This is a genomic window from Roseateles sp. (assembly GCF_046300915.1).
In the GTDB taxonomy this organism is placed as follows: Bacteria; Pseudomonadota; Gammaproteobacteria; order Burkholderiales; family Burkholderiaceae_C; genus Kinneretia.
This window is the reverse complement of the sequence record NZ_JBKCLH010000217.1, coordinates 1-21,744: the sequence shown is the minus strand read 5'-3', so window position 1 is coordinate 21,744 and position 21,744 is coordinate 1. Positions and strand designations below refer to the sequence as shown.

19 protein-coding genes, 3 tRNA genes and 1 pseudogene are annotated in these 21,744 nt (G+C 67.5%); 21 read left to right on the top strand and 2 right to left on the bottom strand.

Annotation, left to right across the window (positions count from 1 at the left end):
- Together ACK5F2_RS16480 and gph are read left to right on the top strand one after the other, a co-directional pair.
- Positions 1–723, top strand: a 723-nt coding sequence (locus ACK5F2_RS16480; protein ID WP_409866563.1) for an SDR family oxidoreductase, incomplete at its 5' end; no start/stop codon positions are given.
- 30 nt (positions 724–753) lie between these two features.
- The gene (gene gph, locus ACK5F2_RS16475) at positions 754–1,431 is read left to right on the top strand and encodes a phosphoglycolate phosphatase (RefSeq protein ID WP_409866561.1); all 678 of its coding nucleotides are present in this window, start codon (positions 754–756) and stop codon (positions 1,429–1,431) included.
- On the opposite strand, the gene ACK5F2_RS16470 is transcribed toward gph, so the two are convergent.
- Positions 1,410–2,024, bottom strand: coding sequence for a chalcone isomerase family protein (locus ACK5F2_RS16470; protein WP_409866560.1), 615 nt, complete (start codon positions 2,022–2,024; stop codon positions 1,410–1,412). The two genes, gph and ACK5F2_RS16470, sit on opposite strands and share 22 nt — an antisense overlap.
- Positions 2,025–2,455: 431 nt before the next feature.
- Here ACK5F2_RS16470 and trpE point away from each other — a divergent pair, with 431 nt between their 5' ends.
- From trpE to ACK5F2_RS16395, 15 genes and pseudogenes are all read left to right on the top strand, one after another.
- The gene (trpE, locus tag ACK5F2_RS16465) at positions 2,456–3,940 is read left to right on the top strand and encodes an anthranilate synthase component I (RefSeq protein WP_409866558.1); all 1,485 of its coding nucleotides are present in this window, start codon (positions 2,456–2,458) and stop codon (positions 3,938–3,940) included.
- A 78-nt stretch (positions 3,941–4,018) separates the two neighbouring features.
- Positions 4,019–4,603 carry an anthranilate synthase component II gene (locus tag ACK5F2_RS16460; RefSeq protein ID WP_409866556.1) on the top strand — a complete coding sequence of 195 codons (585 nt, stop codon included), beginning with the start codon at positions 4,019–4,021 and terminating at the stop codon, positions 4,601–4,603.
- The gene (ltaE, locus tag ACK5F2_RS16455; protein WP_409866554.1) at positions 4,600–5,628 is read left to right on the top strand and encodes a low-specificity L-threonine aldolase; all 1,029 of its coding nucleotides are present in this window, start codon (positions 4,600–4,602) and stop codon (positions 5,626–5,628) included. Before ACK5F2_RS16460 ends, ltaE begins: the two co-directional genes overlap by 4 nt.
- Position 5,629: 1 nt before the next feature.
- A complete protein-coding gene (gene trpD / locus ACK5F2_RS16450) occupies positions 5,630–6,667 on the top strand; it encodes an anthranilate phosphoribosyltransferase (RefSeq protein ID WP_409866551.1) in 1,038 nt (345 codons plus the stop codon).
- Between the two features lie 4 nt (positions 6,668–6,671).
- Positions 6,672–7,461, top strand: a pseudogene (gene trpC, locus ACK5F2_RS16445) (indole-3-glycerol phosphate synthase TrpC).
- The gene (locus ACK5F2_RS16440; protein WP_409866549.1) at positions 7,458–8,141 is read left to right on the top strand and encodes a uracil-DNA glycosylase; all 684 of its coding nucleotides are present in this window, start codon (positions 7,458–7,460) and stop codon (positions 8,139–8,141) included. Before trpC ends, ACK5F2_RS16440 begins: the two are co-directional and overlap by 4 nt.
- 141 nt (positions 8,142–8,282) lie before the next feature.
- Positions 8,283–9,215, top strand: coding sequence for a BadF/BadG/BcrA/BcrD ATPase family protein (locus tag ACK5F2_RS16435; RefSeq protein WP_409866547.1), 933 nt, complete (start codon positions 8,283–8,285; stop codon positions 9,213–9,215).
- Positions 9,215–9,973, top strand: a complete 759-nt coding sequence (locus tag ACK5F2_RS16430) for a GntR family transcriptional regulator (RefSeq protein ID WP_409866545.1) — start codon at positions 9,215–9,217, stop codon at positions 9,971–9,973. Before ACK5F2_RS16435 ends, ACK5F2_RS16430 begins: the two co-directional genes overlap by 1 nt.
- A gap of 21 nt (positions 9,974–9,994) precedes the next feature.
- Entirely contained in the window at positions 9,995–11,128 is a 1,134-nt protein-coding gene (nagA, locus tag ACK5F2_RS16425; protein ID WP_409866542.1) for an N-acetylglucosamine-6-phosphate deacetylase, read from the top strand.
- A 16-nt stretch (positions 11,129–11,144) separates the two neighbouring features.
- A complete protein-coding gene (locus tag ACK5F2_RS16420) occupies positions 11,145–12,155 on the top strand; it encodes an SIS domain-containing protein (RefSeq protein WP_409866565.1) in 1,011 nt (336 codons plus the stop codon).
- An 11-nt stretch (positions 12,156–12,166) separates the two neighbouring features.
- On the top strand, positions 12,167–13,675 hold the full coding sequence (gene nagZ, locus ACK5F2_RS16415; protein ID WP_409866539.1) for a beta-N-acetylhexosaminidase: 1,509 nt from the start codon (positions 12,167–12,169) through the stop codon (positions 13,673–13,675).
- A 39-nt stretch (positions 13,676–13,714) separates the two neighbouring features.
- Positions 13,715–15,040: an MFS transporter gene (locus tag ACK5F2_RS16410; RefSeq protein ID WP_409866537.1), complete on the top strand. Its 1,326-nt coding sequence runs from the start codon at positions 13,715–13,717 to the stop codon at positions 15,038–15,040.
- 108 nt (positions 15,041–15,148) lie between these two features.
- Complete coding sequence (locus ACK5F2_RS16405) at positions 15,149–16,024, top strand: glycoside hydrolase family 16 protein (RefSeq protein ID WP_409866534.1); 876 nt, start codon at positions 15,149–15,151, stop codon at positions 16,022–16,024.
- A gap of 55 nt (positions 16,025–16,079) precedes the next feature.
- Complete coding sequence (locus tag ACK5F2_RS16400) at positions 16,080–17,153, top strand: acyltransferase family protein (RefSeq protein ID WP_409866532.1); 1,074 nt, start codon at positions 16,080–16,082, stop codon at positions 17,151–17,153.
- Positions 17,154–17,260: 107 nt separating this feature from the next.
- Positions 17,261–17,968, top strand: a complete 708-nt coding sequence (locus tag ACK5F2_RS16395) for a DUF6445 family protein (protein ID WP_409866530.1) — start codon at positions 17,261–17,263, stop codon at positions 17,966–17,968.
- A gap of 97 nt (positions 17,969–18,065) precedes the next feature.
- Here ACK5F2_RS16395 and ACK5F2_RS16390 read toward each other — a convergent pair whose 3' ends face one another.
- Entirely contained in the window at positions 18,066–20,735 is a 2,670-nt protein-coding gene (locus ACK5F2_RS16390; RefSeq protein WP_409866528.1) for a TonB-dependent receptor, read from the bottom strand.
- A gap of 450 nt (positions 20,736–21,185) precedes the next feature.
- Between ACK5F2_RS16390 and ACK5F2_RS16385 the strand changes: the two genes are divergently transcribed.
- The 4 genes from ACK5F2_RS16385 to ACK5F2_RS16370 all read left to right on the top strand — a co-directional run.
- Positions 21,186–21,271 (top strand) — tRNA-Tyr (locus tag ACK5F2_RS16385).
- 55 nt (positions 21,272–21,326) lie between these two features.
- Positions 21,327–21,400 (top strand) — tRNA-Gly (locus ACK5F2_RS16380).
- A gap of 69 nt (positions 21,401–21,469) precedes the next feature.
- Positions 21,470–21,544: transfer RNA gene (locus ACK5F2_RS16375), tRNA-Thr, on the top strand.
- Positions 21,545–21,588: 44 nt separating this feature from the next.
- Positions 21,589–21,744, top strand: a 156-nt coding sequence (locus ACK5F2_RS16370) for a GTP-binding protein (RefSeq protein ID WP_253907294.1), incomplete at its 3' end; no start/stop codon positions are given.

Below are 21,744 nucleotides of genomic sequence, written 5' to 3'. Positions count from 1 at the left end.
GCCCTGGCCGTGGTCACCGGCGCGGCCGGCGGCATTGGCGCGGCCACGGTGCGCCGCCTGGCGGCCGAAGGCGCGCGCCTGCTCTGCGTGGATGTGCCGGCCGCGGCCACACCCCAGCAGGCCCGGGCGGCCGCGGGGGGTGGGGAGGCCCTGGGCCTGGACATTGCCAGCCCCGCGGGCGTGGCTCAGCTGGCCCCGGCGGTGGCGGCGCGCGGCGGCGCCAGCCTGCTGGTGCACAACGCCGGCATCACCCGCGACCGCAGCCTGGCCCGCATGAGCGCGGCCGAGTGGGACGGCGTGCTGGCCGTCAACCTGGGCGCGGTGCTGGCCATCGATGCTGCCCTGGACGCCGCCGCGGCCTTGCGGCCCGGCGCGCGCGAGATCTGCCTGGCTTCCATCAGCGGCATCGCCGGCAATGCGGGCCAGACCAATTACGCGGCCAGCAAGGCCGGCCTGATCGGCTATGTGCAGGCGCGCGGCCTTGAGCTGGCGCGGCGTGGCGGCGGCGGGGCTTTCGCGGTGGCGCCGGGCTTCATCGAGACCGCCATGACACGGCGCATGCCCTGGATGCTGCGCGAGGCCGGCCGCCGGCTCAATGCCCTGCAGCAGGGCGGTCAGCCCGAGGATGTGGCCGAGGCCATCGCCTTTCTGGCCCGGCCCGAGGTCGCGGCCTTCAGCGGCCAGACCTTGCGGGTCTGCGGCCAGTCCCTGCTGGGCGCCTGATCGTTTTCAATCGCTTCCATTCCAAGCACCATGACGCAGCAGCAGCAAGCACTCCCGCCCCAGGCCTTTCTGGTCGATCTGGACGGCACCCTGGTCGACACCCTGGGCGATTTCGTGGCCGTGCTCAACGCGGTGCTGGCCGAGCTGGCCCTGCCGGCCGTGGGCCGCGACTTCGTGGCGCACACCGTGGGGCGCGGCAGCGAGCACCTGATCCGCAGCACCCTGGCCGCGGTGGGCGGCGCGCCCGCGCTCTACGAGCAAGCCTGGGCCCGCTACCAGCATCACTACGAGCGGCTCAACGGCCAGCATTCCGATCTCTTCCCGGGCACGCTGGAGGGCCTGGAGCGCCTGCGCGCGCGCGGCCTGCCCATGGCCTGCCTGACCAACAAGCCGGCCGCCTTCGCCCGCGAGCTGCTGGCGCGCAAGGGCCTGGCCGGCTATTTCGACAAGGTGTTTGGTGGCGACGACTTCGAGCGCAAGAAGCCCGACCCCCTGCCCCTGCTCAAGACCTGCGAGGCCCTGGGCACGCCGCCCGCGGCCAGCTGGATGATCGGCGACAGCAGCAATGACGCCCAGGCCGCCCACGCCGCGGGCTGCCCGGTGCTGCTGCTACGCCATGGCTACAACCACGGCGAGCCCATCGATGCGGTGCCGGCCCTGCAGCATCTGGACCGGCTGGACCAGATTCAGTTGCCCGATCCGGCCTGACGGCTGCTGCTGCGCTGCTGGCCCAGCAGGGCGTCCTTGAGCTGGGCATCGGCGGGTGACTTGCCCAGCCAGATCTTGAGCAGCACATTGAAGAACTCGGGCTCCTTGATGGGTTCGCCGGCCACGCGGCTGCCATTGATGGAGACCACGGCGCCGGTGCCCGGCAGCCAGTCCACGCTGAAGCTCTCGCCGCTGGCCAGCTTTCTCTTGCTGGCAAAGATCTCGGCAATGCGCAGCACGCCCGAAATGGAGCGGCCGAACTCCTCGCGGGTGGAGTTGTCTTCCATGCCCTTGGTGAAGAGCTTGCCCAGCTCGGCCCCGTCGATATCGCGCAGCATCTGGATGTGCAGGCGCTTGGGGCCGGGATTGGCCAGCACCGCATCGGGCGTGCCGGCCTTGGCCGTGAGGTAGAGCCCCGCCGTGTAGACCTTGAACACGGCCTTGAAGCGTATGCCGGCGCCGTTGAGTTGCAGCTTCTGGCCGCCGACCTCGGCCTGGGGCTCGTACTTGACGCCGGCCACATCGACCGACTGGGCCCAGGCCGGTACGCCCACCGCGGCGGCGAGCAGCAGGGCTGCGAGGCTTGATCTCATCTTGCTTGTCTCCGTCCATCCCCCGCTCTGGCGGCGGGCAGGCGGGAGTATGGTGCGAACCGCGCGCGCTCGTCTGTGGCAAGAGTCACATTTGGACACCGGGGCTCTACCGAGTGGGGCGCGAGGCGGGCGCTGCTACACTCGGCCGCATCATGTTCATCACGCGCAAGCACATCAAGGGGTCGAACGACCGGGGAGCCTGGCCCTGGCGTCGCTCGAACGACTTCGCCCGCTGAAGCCGCCTGACTGATGCTTGCCGCCCCGCTGACCGCACGACGTGTCATGCGCGGGCCTCACAATCGAAATCCGATCGATCGCTCCCAGCAGGGAGCTGGCCGCAGTCAAGCGACCTGATTGAACCGGCGCGCGCCCACTTCTCGGCGGCTCCCCTGCGAGCCGGCGTAGCGCCCCCGTATTCGAGGTTTGACGACGTGATCACCGAACTGGAATTCCAGAGCCTGGCCGCCCAGGGCTATAACCGCATCCCGCTGATCAGCGAGGCTTTTGCGGATCTCGAAACCCCGCTCTCCCTCTACCTCAAGCTCTGCGCCGGTGCCGGCCAGGGCCGCCACAGCTTTTTGCTGGAATCGGTGGTGGGGGGCGAGCGCTTCGGGCGCTATTCCTTCATCGGCCTGCCGGCCCGCACCGTGCTGAAGAGCGAGGGCTTCAAGACCGAGGTGCTGCGCGACGGCGCCGTGGTGGAGACCCACGAGGGCAATCCGCTGGACTTCATCGAGGCCTACCAGCAGCGCTTCAAGGTGGCGCTGCGCCCGGGCATGCCGCGCTTTTGCGGCGGCCTGGCCGGCTACTTCGGCTACGACGCGGTGCGCTATATCGAACCCAAGCTGGCCAAGACCCACAAAGGCGGCGGTCTGGCCACGCCAGATGTGATGCTGCTGCAGTGCGAGGAGCTGGCGGTCATCGACAACCTCTCCGGGCGCCTGTATCTCATCGTCTACGCCGACCCCACCCAGCCCGAAGCCTATTTCCGCGGCAAGAAGCGTCTGACCGAGCTGCGCGACAAGCTGGCCTACTCGGTCAGCGCGCCCCAGGTGAAGCGCGGCCAGTCGCATCCGGTGCAGCGCGAGTTCAAGCGTGAGGACTTCGAGGCCGCGGTGCTCAAGGCCAAGGACTACATCGCCGCTGGCGACTGCATGCAGATCGTCTTCGGCCAGCGCCTGGCCAAGCGCTACACCGAGTCGCCGCTGAGCCTCTATCGCGCGCTGCGCTCGCTGAACCCCAGCCCCTATATGTACTTCTATGACATGGGGGACTTCCAGATCGTCGGCGCCTCGCCCGAGATCCTGGTGCGGCATGAGCGTATCGCCGAGGAGGAGCGCATCACCATCCGCCCCCTGGCCGGCACCCGCCCGCGCGGCGCCACGCCCGAGCTGGACCAGGCGCTGGAGGCCGAGCTCAAGGCCGACCCCAAGGAGCGCGCCGAGCATCTGATGCTGATCGACCTGGCCCGCAACGATGTGGGCCGCATCGCCGAGACGGGCTCGGTCAAGCTGACCGATGCCTTCGCGGTGGAGCGCTACTCGCATGTGATGCACATCGTCAGCAATGTCGAGGGCACCTTGAAGCAGGGCCAGAGCAATATGGACGTGCTGCGCGCCACCTTCCCGGCCGGCACGCTCAGCGGCGCGCCCAAGATCCGCGCCATGCAGATCATCGACGAGTTGGAGCCCGTCAAGCGCGGCATCTATGGCGGCGCCTGCGGCTACCTGAGCTTTGCCGGCGATATGGACCTGGCCATCGCCATCCGCACCGGCATCGTGCAGGACCAGACGCTCTATGTCTCGGCCGCGGCCGGCATCGTGGCCGATTCGGTGCCCGAGCTGGAATGGAAGGAAACCGAAGCGAAGGCGCGCGCGCTGATTCGCGCCGCCGAACTCGTTGAGGAGGGTTTTTGATGAGCCCCCACGTTCACTTCGTTCACTGCCCCCCGAGGGGGCTGGCCTCCCTTGGGGCGGCCCTGCGGGAGTCCTGACATGCTGCTGATGATCGACAACTACGACAGCTTCACCTTCAACCTGGTGCAGTACTTCGGCGAGCTCGGCGCGGACGTCAAGGTCGTGCGCAATGACGAGATCACGGTGGAGGAGATCGGCGCGCTCAAGCCCGATCACCTGGTGTTCTCGCCCGGCCCCTGCACGCCGGCCGAGGCGGGCGTGTGCGTGGAGGCGATCCGCGCCTTCACGGGCAAGCTGCCCATCCTGGGCGTGTGCCTGGGCCACCAGAGCATAGGCGCTGCCCTGGGCGGCAAGATCGTGCGTGCCAAGACCCAGATGCACGGCAAGGCCAGCACCATCACGACCGACCAGAAGGGCGTCTTCAAAGGCCTGCCCAAGGAATTCAGCGTGATCCGCTACCACTCGCTGGTGATCGAGGAAGCGACCATGCCGCAGGTGCTGGAGATCAGCGCCCGCAGCGAGGATGGCGAGATCATGGGCGTGCGCCACCGCGAGCTGGCCGGCACGGCCACGCCGCTGGAGGGCGTGCAGTTCCACCCGGAATCCATCTTGTCCGAGCATGGGCACGCCATGTTGAAAAACTTCCTGGAGCGCGCGCTATGAGCTTGGTCGATCTGCGCAGCGACACCGTCACCCGGCCCACCGCGGCCATGCGCGAGGCCATGCTGGCTGCGCCCCTGGGCGACGATGTGTTTGGCGACGATCCCAGCGTCAACGCGCTGCAGGCCGAGTTGGCCGCGCTGCTGGGCTTCGAGGCCGCGCTCTTCATGCCCACCGGCACGCAGAGCAATCTCTGCGCGCTGATGAGCCACTGCCAGCGCGGCGAGGAATACATCGTGGGCCAGTACGCCCACACCTACCGCTGGGAGGGCGGCGGCGCCGCGGTGCTGGGCTCCATCCAGCCCCAGCCCATCGCCCATGCGCCGGACGGCTCGCTGCCGCTGGACGAGGTGGAAGCGCAGATCAAGCTAGACGACGCGCATTTCGCCCGCACCAAACTGCTGACACTGGAGAACACCATCGGCGGCAAGGTGCTGACTATGGACTACCTGGCCGCGGCGTCGGCGTTGGCGCAGCGCAAGGGGCTGGCCCGGCATCTGGACGGCGCGCGACTCTTCAATGCCGCGGTGGCGATTGACGCCGCCGAGCCCTACGCCGCGGCGCGCCGCATCTGCAGCCATTTCGACAGCGTCTCGGTCTGCTTCTCCAAGGGCCTGGGCGCGCCGGTGGGTTCGGTGCTCTGCGGCAGCCGTGAGTTCATCCAGCGCGCGCACCGCTGGCGCAAGATGAGCGGCGGCGGCCTGCGCCAGGCCGGCATGCTGGCCGCGGCCGCCCAGCATGCGCTGCAGCACCATGTGCACCGCCTGGCGGACGACCATGCCCTGGCGCGCCGCCTGGCCGAGGGACTGCAGGGCCTGCCCGGCCTGACGGTGGAGGCGCCGCAGACCAATATCGTCTTTGCCGATGTGGCGCCCGAGCGCGCCGCCGGCCTGATAGCACACTTGAAAGCGCGCGGCGTGCTGGCCACCGGCCTGTACCGCCTGCGCTTTGTCACCCATCTGGATGTGGACGCCGCCGGCGTCGAGCGCGCGATTGCCGCCGTCCGTGACTACTTCATCGGAGCCTGAGATGCCGATCACCGACCATGAAGCCCTGACCCGCGTCATCGAGCACCGCGAGATCTTCCACGACGAGATGCTGGCCCTGATGCGCCGCATCATGGGCGGCGAGATGTCGCCCGTGATCGCCGCGGCCCTGCTGACCGGCCTGCGCGTCAAGAAGGAGACCATTGGCGAGATCACCGCCGCGGCCCAGGTCATGCGCGAGTTCTCGGTCAAGGTGCCGCTGCAGCCGGGCCCGCATCTGGTGGATGTGGTGGGCACGGGTGGCGATGGCGCCCACACCTTCAATATCAGCACCTGCTCCATGTTCGTGGCGGCCGCGGCCGGGGCCCAGGTGGCCAAGCATGGCAATCGCAGCGTCTCCAGCAAGACCGGCAGTGCCGATGTGCTGGAGGCCCTGGGCGCCAACATCATGCTCAGCCCCAGCCAGGTGGCGCAAAGCGTGCAGCGCGCCGGTATCGGTTTCATGTTCGCGCCCAACCACCACCCGGCCATGAAGAACATCGCCCCGGTGCGCAAGGAGCTGGGCGTGCGCACCATCTTCAACATCCTGGGCCCGCTGACCAATCCGGCCGACGCCAAGAACATCCTGATGGGCGTGTTCCACCCCGACCTGGTGGGCATCCAGGTGCGCGTGATGCAGCGCCTGGGCGCCGAACATGCCGTGGTGGTCTACGGCAAGGACGGCATGGACGAGATCTCGCTGGGCGCCGCCACCCTGGTGGGCGAGCTGAAGAACGGCGAGGTGCGCGAGTACGAGATCCATCCGGAGGACTTCGGCCTGGCCATGGCCAGCAACCGCAGCCTCAAGGTCAGCGGCCCCGAGGACAGCCGCCGCATGCTGCTGGGCGCCCTGGCCAATGAGGAAGGCCCGGCGCGCGACATCGTGCTGCTCAATGCCGGTGCCACGCTCTATGCCGCCAATGTGGTGGACTCCATCGCCGCCGGTATTGCCAAGGCGCGCGAGGCCATCGCCAGCGGCGCGGCCCGCGCCAAGCTGGATCAGTTTGTGACCACCACCCAGGCCCGGGGCCAGGAGGCTTGAGACCATGGCCGACATCCTGAAGCGCATCGTCGCGGTCAAGCATGAGGAAGTGGCGGCCGCGCGCGCGCCTGCCCCTGGCGGCCGTTCGCGAGCAGGCCGAGGCGGACCGCGTGACGCGCGGCTTCGAGCGTGCGCTGCGCGCCAAGATCGCCGCCGGCCACAGCGGCGTGATCGCCGAGATCAAGAAGGCCAGCCCCAGCAAGGGCGTGATCCGCGCCGACTTCCGTCCGGCCGAGATCGCGCAGAGCTATGAGCGCCACGGCGCTGCCTGCCTCTCGGTCCTGACCGACGAGCAGTTTTTCCAGGGCTCGGCCGACTATCTGCGCCAGGCCCGCGCGGCCGTGGCCCTGCCGGTGCTGCGCAAGGACTTCATGGTCGACGAGTACCAGGTCTTCGAGGCGCGGGCCATGGGGGCCGACTGCATCCTGCTGATCGCCGCCTGCCTGGATGATGCGCAGATGGCCGATCTGGAGGCTGTGGCGCAGAGCCTGGGCCTGGACGTGCTGGTCGAGGTGCACGACGGCGCGGAGCTGGCGCGGGCCCTGCGCCTGAAGACGCCACTGGTGGGCATCAACAACCGCAATCTGCGCAGCTTCGAGGTCACGCTGGATACCACCCTGGGCCTGCTCCAGGACGTGCCGGCCGATCGCCTCTTGGTGACCGAGAGCGGCATCCTGGCCCCGGCCGATGTGCAGCTCATGCGCGCCGCCCAGGTGCATGCCTTCCTGGTGGGCGAGGCCTTCATGCGCGCGCCGGATCCGGGTCAGGCGCTCGCGGCCCTGTTCGCCTCGTGAGCGCGGGCTGGCAGGAGGTGGTCGAGGCCTGGCAGGCCTCGCCCGCGGGCCGGGGCCTGGAGGCCTTCGTGGCCCAGCGCCGCGCCGCCGGCGCGCTGGTCTACCCGCCCGAGCCTTTCCGGGCGCTCACGCTCACGCCCCTGGACCAGGTGCGCGTGGTGATCCTGGGGCAGGACCCCTATCACGGGCCGGGGCAAGCCGAGGGCCTGGCCTTCTCGGTGCCGCCCACGCTCAAGAAGCTGCCGCCCAGCCTGCGCAATATCTTCAAGGAGCTGCAGCGGGATCTGGGCCTGCCGCCGCCGGCCCACGGTCATCTGGGCGCCTGGGCGCGCCGCGGCGTGCTGCTGCTCAATACCTGCCTGACGGTGGAGGATGGCGCGCCGGCCAGTCATGCCAAGAAGGGCTGGGAGGCCCTCAGCGACGCCCTGATCCTGCGCGCCGCGACCGATGCCGCGCCCAAGGCCTTTCTGCTCTGGGGCGCCCATGCCCAGGCCAAGGCCCAGCTGATCGAGGGCGCCGACACGGCGCGCCGCCATCTGGTGCTGCAGGCCAACCATCCTTCGCCCCTCTCGGCCACCCGGCCGCCCACGCCCTTCATCGGCTGCGGGCACTTTTCGCGCGCGGCGGCCTGGCTGGCCTTGCGTGGCCGCCCCGTGGATTGGAGCCTGGAAGATCGGTAAAAACCCCGAAGCGCCGTGATACTCGGGCTGGTTTTTTATTGGTATTAACCCGATAAATCCGCCGCCCCACGCCATTCCTCTTCGTGAGTGGCGAATACCAATTGACGCCCAGTTGTCTCTGGTACTAGACTGGTATTAAATATGAACACGGCCTTCGCACGCGCCGCGGGCGCGCCCTCACAGTCTGCCACCAAACCCGTACGCTTTCTGATTGGCGTGGACGGCGGGGGTACCGGCACTCGCGTGCGTCTGGCCGACCGGCAGGGTCGGGTGCTGGGCCAGGGTGAGGCGGGCCCCTCGGCCCTGGGCCAAGGGGTGGAGCAAGCCTGGTGCCATGTGCAGCAGGCCGTGATGGCGGCTTGCGCCCAGGCGGGTCTGGGTGCCTTGGATCTGGCGGAATGCGCCATCGGTCTGGGTCTCTCGGGGGCCACCATTGCGGAGCAGGCCGAGGGCTTTCTGCGCTTGCAGCCGGGTTATGCCCGGGTGCTGCTGGAGAACGACGGCTACACCACCGTGCTGGGCGCCCATGGCGGCCGGCCGGGCGCTGTGGTGGCCTCGGGCACTGGCGCCGTGGGTGAGGCCCTGCGCGAGGATGGTTCGCGCGTGCTGATCAGCGGCTGGGGTTGGATCACGGGCGACGAGGGCAGTGGTGCCTGGCTGGGGATCAAGGCCATGCGTCACGCCCAGCAGGCCATGGATGGCCGTGTGCCGGCTGGTGCGCTGGCGCATGCGGTCTGGGCCGCCGCCGGCGAGCAGCGTGATGCACTCGCCGACTGGTGTGCTGCAGCCGGCCAGCATGCTTATGCCAGCCTGGCGCCCCTGGTCTTCGATCAGGCGGCCCACGATGCGGTGGCGCAGGGTTTTGTGGAGGAGACGGTGGCGGAGCTGGAGCGTCTGGCGCTGGCACTGGATCCCTCGGGGCGGCTGCCCGTGGCGCTGTGCGGCAGCATCGCGCGGCGTGTGGCAGCGTATTTCTCAGGCACCATTCGTGCCCGCTGCGTCGAGCCGCAAGGCGACTCGGCGGACGGCGCGCTGCTGATGATAGGCCGCGCACTCACCGAGATGGGACTCTGATGACTGCTTCTGCCACTGCCACCAAGCTTCCTTTCCAGTTCAAGGCCGACCCCGAGGCCGCCTCGCCGCTGTATATGCAGCTGGCGCACAAGCTGGCCCAGGCCATACGCGATGGTCACTACCACCCGGATGAGGCCCTGCCCTCCGAGCGGGTGCTGTCCGAATCGCTGGATCTCTCGCGCGTGACGGCGCGCAAGGCCATCGACCGCCTGGTCGAGCAGGGCCTGATCATCCGCAAGCGTGGTTCCGGCAACTACATCGCGCCCAAGCTGGAACAGCCGCTCTCCCGCCTGACCAGCTTCTCGGAAGAGCTGCATCAACGCGGCTTCAAGCCCAGCTCCAAGTGGCTGACCCGCGGCTTTGCCCAGGCCGCGCCGGATGAGCAGCTGAGCCTGGGCCTGGCCACGGGTGCGCGCGTGGCGCGCCTGGAGCGCTTGCGCCTGGCCGATGCGGTGGTCATGGCCTATGAGGTGAGCGTGCTGCCCGAGACGGTGCTGCCCGATCCCCAGGCCGTGGATGCCTCGCTGTACGCCCACCTGACCCGTCAGGGCGGCGCCCCGGTGCGCGCGCTGCAGCACATCCGCGCCATCAATGCCGAGCCCAAGCTGGCGGCCCTGCTGGAGGTGCCGGTGGGCCAGGCGGTGCTCTTCATCACGCGGGTGGGCTTTATGGAGTCGGGGCAGGCCGTGGAGCTGACCCATTCCTATTGCCGCAGCGATTACTACGACTTCGTCGCCGAGATGCGACGAGATGGCTAGAGAGCCGGAAACGAGACGGGAATGAGTTTGGCTGTTGATCAGATCGAGGGCTACATCCTCACGCCACAGGGTTTTGTGCGCGGCGTGCTGGAGCAGCGGGAGGGGCGCATCGTCCGCATCGAGGGCGAGAGCGTCTCCGAGTCCGAGGTCCGACATGCTCGCCAGACTCTGCCCCTGGTGCTGCCCGGCTTCATCGACGTGCATGTGCACGGCGGTGGCGGGCGCGACACCATGGAGGGCAGCGACGCGGCCGCCGCCATCTCCCGCCTCCATGCCCGGCATGGCACGACGGCCTTGCTGGCCACCACCATGACTGCGCCCATGGATGAGATCCGGGCCGCGCTGGAGGCCGTGGGGCCGCTGTGCCGGCGGCGTGATCCGCAGGGCGCCCGCGTGCTGGGTGTGCATCTGGAGGGGCCTTACATCAATCCGGGCAAGCTGGGTGCCCAGCCCGATTTCGCCAAGGTCGCGAGTCTGGATGAGATCATGGCCCTGCATGCGCTGGCGCCCATCCGCCTGATCACCCTGGCGCCCGAGCTGCCGGGTTATCTGGAGCTCATCACCCAGCTGCGCGAGGCCGGCTTCCAGGTGCAGATCGGTCACACCCTGGGCACCTACGAAGACGGCGTGGCTGCCCTGGCCCATGGCGCCGGCGGCTTCACCCATCTTTTCAACGCGATGAGCGGCCTGCACCACCGCGAGCCCGGCATGGTGGGCGCGGCCCTGGCCCATGCGCGCTACGCCGAGATCATCCCGGACCTGCTGCATGTGCACCCCGGCGCGATCAAGGTGGCGCTGCGCGCCATTCCCTGCCTGTTCTGCGTGAGTGATTCCACCGCGGCGGCCGGCATGCCCGATGGCGAGTACAGCCTGGGCCGCCACAAGGTGCAGAAGTGCATGGGCGGCGTGCGCCTGCCCGACGGCACCCTGGCCGGCAGCACCCTGACCCTGGATCAGGCCCTGCGCAATCTGGTGGGCCTGGGCCTGGAGATCGAAGAGGCATCGCGCCGCGTCTCGACCTATGCGGCGGATTACATGGGCCTGGAAGACCGGGGGCGTCTGACCCCGGGCGCCTGGGCGGATTTGGTGGTGATGGACCGGGACCTGCAGTTGCAGCGCGTGGTGGTTGAAGGAGAAGAAATTGAGCTCGGCTAATCTGAATGGTTCTCGCATGCTGGAGGAGGCGCTGAGCGCTCCTGCTTGCGTGGCGCGTCAACTGGCCGCCGATCAAGGCGCTTACGCAGCCCTGGGTGAGGCGCTGCGCAGCCAGCCGCCCAGCAGCCTGCTGACCATTGCCCGCGGCAGCTCGGATCACGCTGCCCACTACATGGCCTATCTGGTGATGGCGCGCCTGGGCCGCCTGGTCACCTCCCTGCCCATGTCCCTGATCACGCTGTATCAGAGCAAGATCGAGAGCAAGGGCCTGGTCTCGCTGGCCTTCTCGCAGTCGGGCCAGAGCCCCGACCTGGTGGCCCCCACCCAGTACTTCAGCAGCCAGGGCGCGCGCACCGTGGCCTTCGTCAATGCCTCGGGCTCGCCCCTTGCCGAGGCCGCCCAGCATGTGTTCTCCCTGCACGCCGGCCCCGAGCAGAGCGTGGCCGCGACCAAGAGCTATATCGCCCAGCTGGTGGCCGGTGCCCGCGTGGTGGCCGCTTGGCAGGACGACGAGGACCTGGCCGCCGCCTTGCAGACCCTGCCCGAAGCCCTGACCCAGGCCGCGGCCCTGCGCTGGGACACGGCGGTGGAAGCGCTCAAGGATGCCGACAAGCTCTTCGTGATCGGCCGCGGCACGGGCCTGGCCATTGCCATGGAAGCCGCGCTCAAGTTCAAGGAAACCTGCGGCATCCAGGCCGAGGCCTTCTCGGGCGCCGAGGTCAAGCATGGCCCCATGGCCCTGGTGGAAGAGGGCTACCCGCTGCTGGTGTTCGCTCCGCGCGGCCCGGCCCAGGCGGGCCTTATCGCCCTGGCCGAGGAAATGCGCGGCCGTGGTGCCCGCGTGCTGCTGGCCGCCCCCAAGGGCACGCCCGGCGCCGAACTGGAGCTGGCCACCACCGGCAATGAGGATCTGGACCCCATCGCCGCGGTGCAGAGCTTCTACCCCATGGTCGAGGCCCTGGCGCGTGCGCGCGGCCTCAACCCCGACCAGCCGCGCCATCTGGCCAAAGTGACCAAGACGCATTGATTCCGACTAGCATGAGCGCGACCCCCGCCTTCCGCCCCGGCCATCTGGTGATGGTCGACATTCCCGGCAAGACCCTGGATGCCGAGACCGCTGCCTTTTTGCGCGAGCACGAGATTCGCGCGGTCTGCCTGTTCCGCAAGAACCTCGGCAGCGAGGACGAGATCCGTCAACTGACCGCCGATCTGCGCGAGGTCATGGGCCCGTTGGGCCTGATCGGCATCGACCAGGAAGGCGGCTCGGTGATCCGGGCCACCAGCGTGCCTCAGGCACCGGCGGCCATGGCCCTGGGCGCCATTGGCGACGAGGCCCTGGCCGAGGAGGTGGGCGCCGCTGTGGCGCGCTCCCTGCGCCATCTGGGCATCAACTGGAACTTCGCGCCCGTGCTGGACGTGAACAACAACCCGGCCAATCCGGTGATCGGCGAGCGCAGCTTTGGCGAAGACCCGGAGCGCGTGATCCGCCTGGCCCGGGCCTGGATGCGCGGCTCGCTGCGCGAAGGCGTGGCCTGCTGCGTCAAGCATTTCCCCGGCCATGGCGACACCCATGTGGACTCGCACCATGCCCTGCCCACGGTGGACAAGTCCCTGGCCGCGCTGGAAGCCCTGGAACTGCGGCCCTTCCGCGCCCTGGCCTCGGGCCATGCGGGTGATCTGGCAGCGCCGGCGGTGATGACGGCGCATATCGTCTACCCGCAGCTGGATGCCGAGCATCCGGCCACCCTGTCCAAGACCATTCTGGGCGGCGTGCTGCGCCAGAACCTGGGCTTTGGCGGTGTGGTCATCACCGACGCGCTGATGATGAAGGCCGTGTTCGAGCGCTATGGCTATGCCCGCGCCTCGGTGCTGGCCCTGCAGGCCGGCGCCGACATGCCCCTGGCCCAAGGCAGCCGTACCGAGCAGGCCGAGGTGCTGGACGCCATTGCCGCGGCCCTGGTCGCCGGCCAGCTGAGCCTGGCCGAGGTGCAGGCTGCGGCCGCGCGCATCGAGACCCTGGCCCGTGCCTACCCCCTGGCCCGCCGCGACTATGCCGCCGGCCAGCGCGAGGCCGATGACGCCCTGATGCATCGCGCCTGGGCCCTGTCCCTGTGTGCCCTGCGTGGCGCCACGCCGCCGGCGGCCGAGCGTCCGCTGCGCGTGATCACCCAGGCCAGTGTGGCCAGCGATGGCGTGTCGGAGGCGGGTCTGCCTGTAGAGGCCGTGGCGGCGCTCTTCGACGCCCATTTCCGTGATGTGGAGTTCCTGCACCTGCCCAAGCTCAGCGCCCTGGGCGCGGCCGATCTGCCGCGCGATGGCCGCCTGAATGTGCTGGTGTCCAACCAGCGCGCGCGCTACGGTGCGGCGGCGGCCGAGGCCGCGGTGGACCTGCATCTGGCCATCTGGAACCCCTTCCAGGTGCTGGACCTGCCGCAGGCGCCGGCCGTCGTGACCTGGGGCTATGCCGAGGGTGCGATGAGCGCGCTGCGCGCTTGGTTGCAGGGCCGGCAGAGCGCCACGGCACAGCCGCCCGTCACCCTGAACTGATCGCTCACCCGGCTACCGCCCCCAGACCAAGGCCCTGCCATGACCCAGACGCCTCTGCGCTCGCCCATCCGTTGGGTGCCCAGCCTGTACTTCGTGCAGGGCCTTCAGTTCTTTGTGGTGATGCTGATCGCCGGCCTCATGTTCAAGAACATGGGCGTGCCCAATGACCAGATCGCGCGCTGGACCGGCGCCCTGGGCCTGGCCTGGGCCTTCAAGCCGCTGTGGAGCCCCTTTCTGGAGCTGGCGCGCAGCAAGAAGCTGATCGTGGTGGCCATGCAGTTCACCGGCGCCGTGGGCCTGGGCCTGATGGCCGTGGCCCTGCAGCTGCCCATGTGGTTTGCGGCCAGCATCGCGGTGCTCTTTCTGCTGGCCTACGCCTCGGCCACGCACGACATTGCCTGCGATGGCCTCTATATGGCCAGCCTGGACGCCAAGCAGCAGGCCGCCTATGCCGGCTGGCAGGGCGCCTTCTTCAATGCCTCCAAGTTCCTGACCCTGGGCGGCCTGCTGGTGCTGGCGGGCTATCTGGAGCGGACGGTTGGCGTGATGAACGCCTGGTCGGTGATCTTTGTCTTGCTGGCCGTGCTGCTGGCCCTGCTGGCCAGCTACAACGCCTGGGCCTTGCCGGGCACGCTGAACACCGAGCATGCGGACCTTACCGCGTCCGGCATCTGGCGCACGCTGCGCGAGGTGATTGCAGATTTTCTGCAGAAGCCCGGCATCTGGATGGCCATTCTTTTCATCGTGCTGTTCCGCTTCGCGGAAGGGCAGGTGCAGACCATCGGCCCGCTGTTCCTGAAGGAAGCGCGCGAGAGTGGCGGCCTGGGCCTGAGTACGGAGCAGATCGGCGGCGTCTACGGCACCGTGGGCACCGCGGCCTTTCTGGTGGGCAGCATCCTGGGGGGCTACTTCACCAGCTGGCTGGGCCTCAAGCGCGCCATGCCGGTGCTGATCGTGGCCATGGCCGTGCCCAATGTGACCTTCTACTACCTGGCGGCCACCATGCCGGAGGACGTCTTCCACATCGGCCTGGCCGTGGGCATCGAGATGTTTGGCTATGGCTTCGGCTTCGTGGGCATGATTCTCTACATCATGCAGGCGGTGGCGCCGGGCAAGTTCCAGACGGCGCACTACGCCCTGGGCTCGGGCGTGATGCAGCTGGGTTTCATCTTCAGCAAGACCATCAGCGGCGACATCCAGCTGGCCATGGGCTACCAGGACTTCTTCCTGTGGACCATCGTCTGCGGTGTGCCGGCCCTGCTGCTGCTGCTGTTTGTGCGTATTCCCGCGCGCGGCGAGGCGCAGAGCCCGGTGGCGACGCCCCAGCAAGAAGGTGCTGGGGCCCAAGCCGCAGCCGGCCGCTGAGCGCCTTGCCAAGTCCGTTCGCCGTGCGCCAGCAGATGGGCGCCGGCCTTGAGGAGTGAGCTGATGAGTTTGAGAGGGGCTATGGCGGCGCTTACCGGCGCGATTGCCATGCTGTTTTGCCAACCTGCCGCGGCGCAAGCCGGGCAGGTTTTTTTTGACGACTTTTCCTACGCCACGACGCAGCAGCTGCAGCGCGAGGGCGGCTGGACGCCACGCAGCCGTGCGGGACACCCCGGTGTGGAGGGCGCGCGCTGGTCGCCCGATGGCCTGAGCGTGCTGGACGATGAGTCGCAGCGCGGCAATCGCCTGCTGCGGCTGCAGGCGCGCACCGACGGCAGCGCCGCCGGCACCGAGCAGGTGCAGCTCTGCCATCAGCGCAAGTATCTGGAAGGCACTTATGCGGCCCGGCTTCGTTTCCGGGACGCGCCTCGCCAGGGTGCGGACGGCGACCCGGTGATTCAGACCTTCTATGTGGTCAGCCCCTTGCGTTTCGATTTCGACCCCGAGTTCAGCGAGCTGGACTGGGAGTACCTGCCCAATGGCGGCTGGGGCAGCGAGAAGACGCGGCTGTACGGCATCAGCTGGCAGACGGTGCAGCTGCAGCCCTGGAAGGCCTACAACCAGGCGCATGAGGAGTTCGGCTCCCTGGACGGCTGGCATGTGCTGATGATGCAGATCCTGGATGGCCGAACCCGCCTCTTTGTCGATGGGCGCCAGGTGGCGGAGCACGGTGGGCGCAACTACCCCGTTGTGCCCATGTCCATCAACTTCAATCTCTGGTTCTCTCCCGGCGGCCTGCTGCCGCCCAGCGCCGAGGCGCGGGTCTGGGAGCAGGACGTGGACTGGGTCTTCCATGCGCGCAACGCCCGGCTCTCGCCCGAGCAGGTGATGGCCGAGGTGGCGGCGCTGCGCCGTGCCGGTACCGCGCGCCTGGATCAGGTGCCCGCAGCCCAGCCTGCGCTGGAGAGCCGCTGCGATTTTTGAACCCTGACCCGCCGGCCTTCGCTGTGCTGCGGGTCTGCGTGCTTGAGCAAGTTGTATGAGTGATCTGAAGAATCCGCGCCTGGCCTCGGTGGATGCGCTGCGCGGCCTGGCGGTGGCCGCCATGCTGCTGGTCAACAACCCCGGCGATTGGGGCCATGTCTACGCCCCGCTGCAGCATGCGGCCTGGCACGGCTGCACGCCGACCGATCTGATCTTTCCCTTCTTTCTCTTCATCGTCGGCGTCTCCATCGCCCTGAGCATGGGCGGGCGTATCGAGGCCGGTGCGCCCAAGGCAGCGATGGCCCGTACCGTGCTCGAGCGCGCCCTGCGCATCCTGCTGCTGGGCCTGGTGCTGCATGCCCTGGCCTGGTGGCTGATGGACAAGCCGCACTTCCGGCTGATGGGCGTGCTGCAGCGCATCGGCATCTGCTTTGCGCTCACGGGACTGGCGGCCCTGTATCTGCGCGCCAGCCTGCAATGGGCCTTGCTGAGCCTCTTGCTGGTCGGCTATGGCGGGCTGCTCTTGGCCGGCGGCGATCTGAGCCAGGCCGGCAACCTGGCCGCCCGTTGGGACAGCGTCTTGCTCGGGCCCCTGGCCTATCAGTGGGATGCGGCGCGCGCACTGGCGCATGAACCCGAGGGCGTGCTCAGCACCCTGGGTGCCTGGGCCAGCTGTCTGCTGGGGCTGCGTGCCGGTGAGTGGCTGCGCCGCGGCCAAACTGGGCGCCTGTGCCTGCTCGGCTTGGCGGCCCTTGCATTGGGCTATGCGGCGCAGGGCTTGCTGCCCTGGAACAAGCAGCTCTGGACCAGCAGCTTTGTGCTCTGGACCGGTGGCTGGGCCGCCCTGGCGCTGCTGGCCGCTCACAAGCTGGTGGACCAGCACGGCTGGCCTGCTCTGGGGCGCAGCTTTGGCGTGAACGCCATCGCGGCCTATGCCGGGGCCTGGGTCATGGCCGTCGTGCTGGAGGGGATGGGCTGGGTCAAGCCGCTGTATGCCCTGGGCTTTGCTTGGGTGGGCCGCCTGCTGGACCCCTTTGCTGCCTCGCTGGGCTTCGCCCTGGCATTCGTGCTGGTATGGACCCTGGTGGTGCGTGAACTGGACCGGCGACGGATCTACATCAAGGTCTGACGCTTGCTTCGGGGTACGCTGAAGTTTCAGCAGCGAGCGGCCTTCACAAGCCCGGCCTTGCGCCGGGCTTGTCGCATGCACGAACCCTTTGAGATGCAAACGACACGATGAGCGACTCCTATCCGATCCGTATGCCACCCGATGTGCAGTCCGTGCAGATCGGTGAGCACCAGCTGGTCTTCATCGACAATTTTCTGGAGCGGCCCGAGGCCCTGCTGGAGGCTGCTTGCAGGGCGTCCTACGAGCCCTATCCGGGGCTCTCGGATCGCAAGGGCTATCCGGGCCTGCGCGCCGAGGCGCCGGCTGCGTACTCGCATAACCTCACGGCCTTGATGGACCCGCTGATCCGGCTCAATTTCGGCGTGCCGGAGTCGCTGGCCCTGCGCAAGAGCATCTGCGGCTTCTCCCTCACGACGCTGGCGCCCCAGGAACTGGGGCCGCTGCAGCGCACGCCACACTTCGATGCCAGCACGCCTCACCATATGGCGGTGCTGCTCTATCTGTGTGATGAGCGTCACGGGGGGACGGCCTTCTATCGGCACCGCGCCACCGGCATCCAGCAGGTCACGTCCGAGAACCGGGATCGATTTCTCGCGGCCTACAACGCCGAGCAGACGCAGCGCCCGGCACCGGCGCGCTACTTCGACCATGGCGATGAGCACTTCGAGTTTCTGGGCCGCATGCCGGCGCGCTTCAATCGTCTGGTGGTCTATCGTGGCAGCCTCTTGCACACGGCCGTGGTCAATCCGGCCCTGAGCGTCAATGCCGATCCGAGGGCAGGGCGCCTGACCGTGAATACCTTCTACGACTTCTGAAGACCCCACGGCCGTCTCAGCCGTCCCGTCCCCGAGACCACAGGCGTAAAAAAACCCGGCCGAGGCCGGGTTTTGCTTTGGGCGTTCAGTCCTGCGATCAGAACTTGGCGCTCAGGCCCACGCGGTAGGTGGTCTCGCCTTCGAAGTACCAGGTCGGGAAGCCGCCCTTGAGCGAGGGGCGCACGGTGCTGGCGGCACCGGCAGCGCCGTACTGCACATCATCCTGCTTGAGCAGGTTGATGGCCTCGAAGGACAGGCGCAGCTTGTCGCTGATGTTCCAGCCCAGGCTCAGGTCCAGGCTGCCGGTGTCGTCATGCATGCGGTTGCCGTACCAGCCGCTCTCGCGAACCATGTACTTGGAACGCCAGTTGTAGGCCAGGCGAGCCGAGTAGGTCTGGTTCTCGTAGTAGCCCACCAGGTTGGCGTTGTGGCGCGAGGACAGGGTGAACAGGTTCAGCTGGTCCTGGTAGCTGCTGGCCGGAGCCTTGGCATCGGAGTAGGTGTAGTTGGCAGCCACACCGAAGCCGTTGTTGAACGCATGGTTCGCTTGCAGTTCCAGGCCCGTGATCTTGCCGCCGCCAGCGTTCACGTAGCTGTTGATGGTCCAGCTGTCCAGGCCGCTGTCGGGGCTGACCACGCCAACCTTCTGGTTGGTGAGGGTCTGGGTGGTGATGAAGTTGTCGATCTTCTTGTAGAAGAGCGCAGCCGACACCAGGTTGCCACGACCGTAGTAGTACTCGATGCCCAGGTCGAACTGGTTCGAGGACTGGGGCTTCAGCGCCGGCGAGCCGTAGTTGAACGCGTCATTGGCCTTGTTGGTGTCGGCAAAGCCGATCACCGTGGCGTTGAACATGTTCACGAAGTTCGGGCGCGTGATGGCCTTGGCTGCCGCGAAACGCAGGATGGTGTTGCGGTTCAGGTCATAAGCCACGTTCAGGCTGGGCAGCCAGTCGCTATAGCTGGCCGACTTGGTGGTCTTGCTCGTGCCCCAGCCATTGTTCTGCTCGGCGTCGGTGGCCCAGCTGCCAGACCACTTGGTGCCATCGAACACATAGCCGGTGGCGTTGGCCTTGGTGCGGATGTAGCGCAGACCGAAGTTGCCGTGCAGCTTGTCGGCTTCAAAGTCGAACATGCCGTACAGGGCGGTGTTCTTCTCGTTCAGCTCGCCGAAGGCGGAACGGTCTTCCTTCCAGCTGGTGACATTGGCCCGGGCGGCAGCCAGCATGGCGTCCATATTGGGCTTGGGCAGGGTCCAGCCGCCCACCATGTCGATGCTGCCGCTGTACAGCGACGCGGTGTCATAGGAGCTGGCCGTGGCCGGGCGCAGGCCGCGTTCGGCACTCTTGGTGAAGGTGTGCTCGGTCATGCGCACACCGGTCTTGAAGGCGGTCAGGGAGTTCCAGGCCAGGTCGATGGTGGCATCCGCCTGGAAGAAGTTCTCCTTGTCCTTGTTGGGGCCGCGGCCGTTGGCCCACAGCTCCGGCGACGACTTGGCCGGCAGATTGCTGACGCTGGTGCTCTGGTTCGACGAGGGCTGCAGCGAGATCTTGTTGCCGCGGGCATCGATGGTGCCCGTCCAGTAGGGGATGTTGCCCGGGGCCTTGGTCAGTGCCGCTTCACCCTTGGAGAAGTCGGGGGTCCACTGGCCGTAGGCGAAGTTGGCGGTCTGGTCAGTGCCGCCGTCTGCCTTGGTCGTGCCGGCCACGGCGCTGAGCTTGAAGCCGTCGCCCTTGAACGAGCCGTCCAGCACCAGGCTGTCCGAGCTCATGGAGGCGGAGCGGACCCAGTTCTGCAGGAAGACGTTGTGCTTGTTGAAGTCCGCAGTGGCGCGGGTGTGCAGCACGCACAGGCCGTTGACCGGGTTGGTCTGCTTGCAGTCGGAAGCGTCACCGTTGCCGGTGAAGATGTAGTGGCTGGTGTTGGAGTTGTTGGCGTCCAGTTCCAGGCGGGTGTAGTTCAGGCCCAGCTCGATATTGGAGGCGGGACGAGCCTGCAGCGTGACGTTCAGCGCGGTGCGCTTGCGATCCTGCACGAAGGTGGACGGCGCCACATCGCTGGACCAGCGCATATCGGCTTCGACGCCCTTGCGCACGTAGTTGCCGTTCTCGATGCCACCGGCGACGAGCACGCCGAAGGTCTTGGAGGCATTGCGCCAGCTGTACAGGCCCGAGACATCCTTGTTCAGGTCGTCGCTGATGGTGCCCTTGCCCAGCTTGAGGCCGCCGTAGACGGTGTTGGGCTCCAGATCCAGGGGCTTGCGGGTCTTGACGATCACCGTGCCGCCGATGCCGCCTTCGGTCAGGTCAGCCTGGGAGGACTTGTAGACCTCCATGCCACCGATGAGTTCGGCGGGCAGCAGGGAGTAGTTGAAGGAGCGGTCGATGTCCTTCTGGTCGTACCAGCCCGTCGACGCGACGGTCTGGCCGTTCAGGGTGGTGTAGGTCATCTGCGGATCGGTACCGCGGATCGACACCGAGGCGCCCTGGCCGAAGTCGCGGCCCACCGAGATGCCGGGGATGCGGCCCAGAGCCTGACCCACGTCGGAGTCGGGCAGCTTGCCCACGTCTTCAGCCGAGACGGCGTCAACCACGGCGTTGGAATTGCGCTTGATGTTGGTCGCCGATTCCAGCGAAGCGCGGATGCCGGTGATCACTACCTGATCCAGCTGGGCGGCTTCCTTCTTTGCGGCTTGCGCTTGCACGCCGAAGGCTGCGCTCAGCAGGGTCAGCGACACGGCGGCCGCGATAGGGGTCTTTGTGACCTTCATGAACTGCTCCTCGATATGGCCTGTTGATTCGTATAGGGCCTGTTACGAAGTGGAACCGGGGCTCATGCCTATGCGGGAAGCGGCATGCGCCTGGTGCCCCCAAGATGCACCTTGATGCAACCAATGCCATGCCACTATAACGGCCGCTAGTGCCACTTTGCTACCAGTTTTGGGGGCGTGTTTTCCCTGCTGTGGCGGGCGCGCGACCCGCATCAGACGGGCGTTTCGGGGTGTTTGAGCTGTGATGCGGGCAGGCTTGGTAGTTAACTGGTATTCATGAGTGGTCTTGGGGTGGCTGTGGTGCTTGCTGGGGGTGTGCCTGACGTCTGCCTGGGTTGCGCTGCGGCGTCTTTGGGTTGCGCGCATCGGCCTCGAGGGTGGTCTTTGCAAAAAACTTGGAAAAATCGTTTGCACGGAAAAAATGCTGTGCTATAGTCTAGGGCTTGCCTCGGAGGGGTGGCCGAGTGGTTAAAGGCAGCAGACTGTAAATCTGCCCGCTAACGCGTACGCTGGTTCGAATCCAGCCTCCTCCACCAAGGCAAACAGCATGCGATCTTGTTCGTAGCGGCAGGGTCCAGGCCATGCTCCCGGGCGGGAGTAGTTCAATGGTAGAACCTTAGCCTTCCAAGCTAATGACGCGGGTTCGATTCCCGTCTCCCGCTCCAGAGGCTTGGAAGTTGTGTCGTCGTTGTCGGCACTGGTTTGCTGATGCTTGTCATCAAACCTGTGTCGATGCCCATGTGGCTCAGTGGTAGAGCACTCCCTTGGTAAGGGAGAGGTCACGCGTTCGATCCGCGTCATGGGCACCACCAATTTCCTTCTCTTCTGATCTGTTCGCCTCCAGGAGCGCAAGATGGCAAAAGGCAAGTTCGAACGTACCAAGCCGCACGTGAACGTGGGCACGATTGGTCACGTTGACCACGGCAAGACCACGCTGACGGCTGCTATCGCGACCGTGCTGTCGAAGAAGTTTGGTGGCGAGGCCAAGGCCTACGACCAGATCGACGCC

Excerpts from the sequence above, each read along its gene's own strand:
- ACK5F2_RS16395 (WP_409866530.1), top strand. The coding sequence starts at position 17,261 with ATGAGCGACTCCTATCCGATCCGTATGCCACCCGATGTGCAGTCCGTG.
- ACK5F2_RS16435 (WP_409866547.1), top strand. The coding sequence starts at position 8,283 with ATGAACACGGCCTTCGCACGCGCCGCGGGCGCGCCCTCACAGTCTGCC.
- ACK5F2_RS16400 (WP_409866532.1), top strand. The coding sequence starts at position 16,080 with ATGAGTGATCTGAAGAATCCGCGCCTGGCCTCGGTGGATGCGCTGCGC.
- nagA (WP_409866542.1), top strand. The coding sequence starts at position 9,995 with ATGAGTTTGGCTGTTGATCAGATCGAGGGCTACATCCTCACGCCACAG.
- ACK5F2_RS16390 (WP_409866528.1), bottom strand. The coding sequence starts at position 20,735 with ATGAAGGTCACAAAGACCCCTATCGCGGCCGCCGTGTCGCTGACCCTG.
- ACK5F2_RS16430 (WP_409866545.1), top strand. The coding sequence starts at position 9,215 with ATGACTGCTTCTGCCACTGCCACCAAGCTTCCTTTCCAGTTCAAGGCC.
- ACK5F2_RS16420 (WP_409866565.1), top strand. The coding sequence starts at position 11,145 with ATGCTGGAGGAGGCGCTGAGCGCTCCTGCTTGCGTGGCGCGTCAACTG.
- gph (WP_409866561.1), top strand. The coding sequence starts at position 754 with ATGACGCAGCAGCAGCAAGCACTCCCGCCCCAGGCCTTTCTGGTCGAT.
- ACK5F2_RS16470 (WP_409866560.1), bottom strand. The coding sequence starts at position 2,024 with ATGAGATCAAGCCTCGCAGCCCTGCTGCTCGCCGCCGCGGTGGGCGTA.
- ACK5F2_RS16405 (WP_409866534.1), top strand. The coding sequence starts at position 15,149 with ATGCTGTTTTGCCAACCTGCCGCGGCGCAAGCCGGGCAGGTTTTTTTT.
- ACK5F2_RS16460 (WP_409866556.1), top strand. The coding sequence starts at position 4,019 with ATGCTGCTGATGATCGACAACTACGACAGCTTCACCTTCAACCTGGTG.
- nagZ (WP_409866539.1), top strand. The coding sequence starts at position 12,167 with ATGAGCGCGACCCCCGCCTTCCGCCCCGGCCATCTGGTGATGGTCGAC.
- trpD (WP_409866551.1), top strand. The coding sequence starts at position 5,630 with ATGCCGATCACCGACCATGAAGCCCTGACCCGCGTCATCGAGCACCGC.
- ltaE (WP_409866554.1), top strand. The coding sequence starts at position 4,600 with ATGAGCTTGGTCGATCTGCGCAGCGACACCGTCACCCGGCCCACCGCG.
- ACK5F2_RS16410 (WP_409866537.1), top strand. The coding sequence starts at position 13,715 with ATGACCCAGACGCCTCTGCGCTCGCCCATCCGTTGGGTGCCCAGCCTG.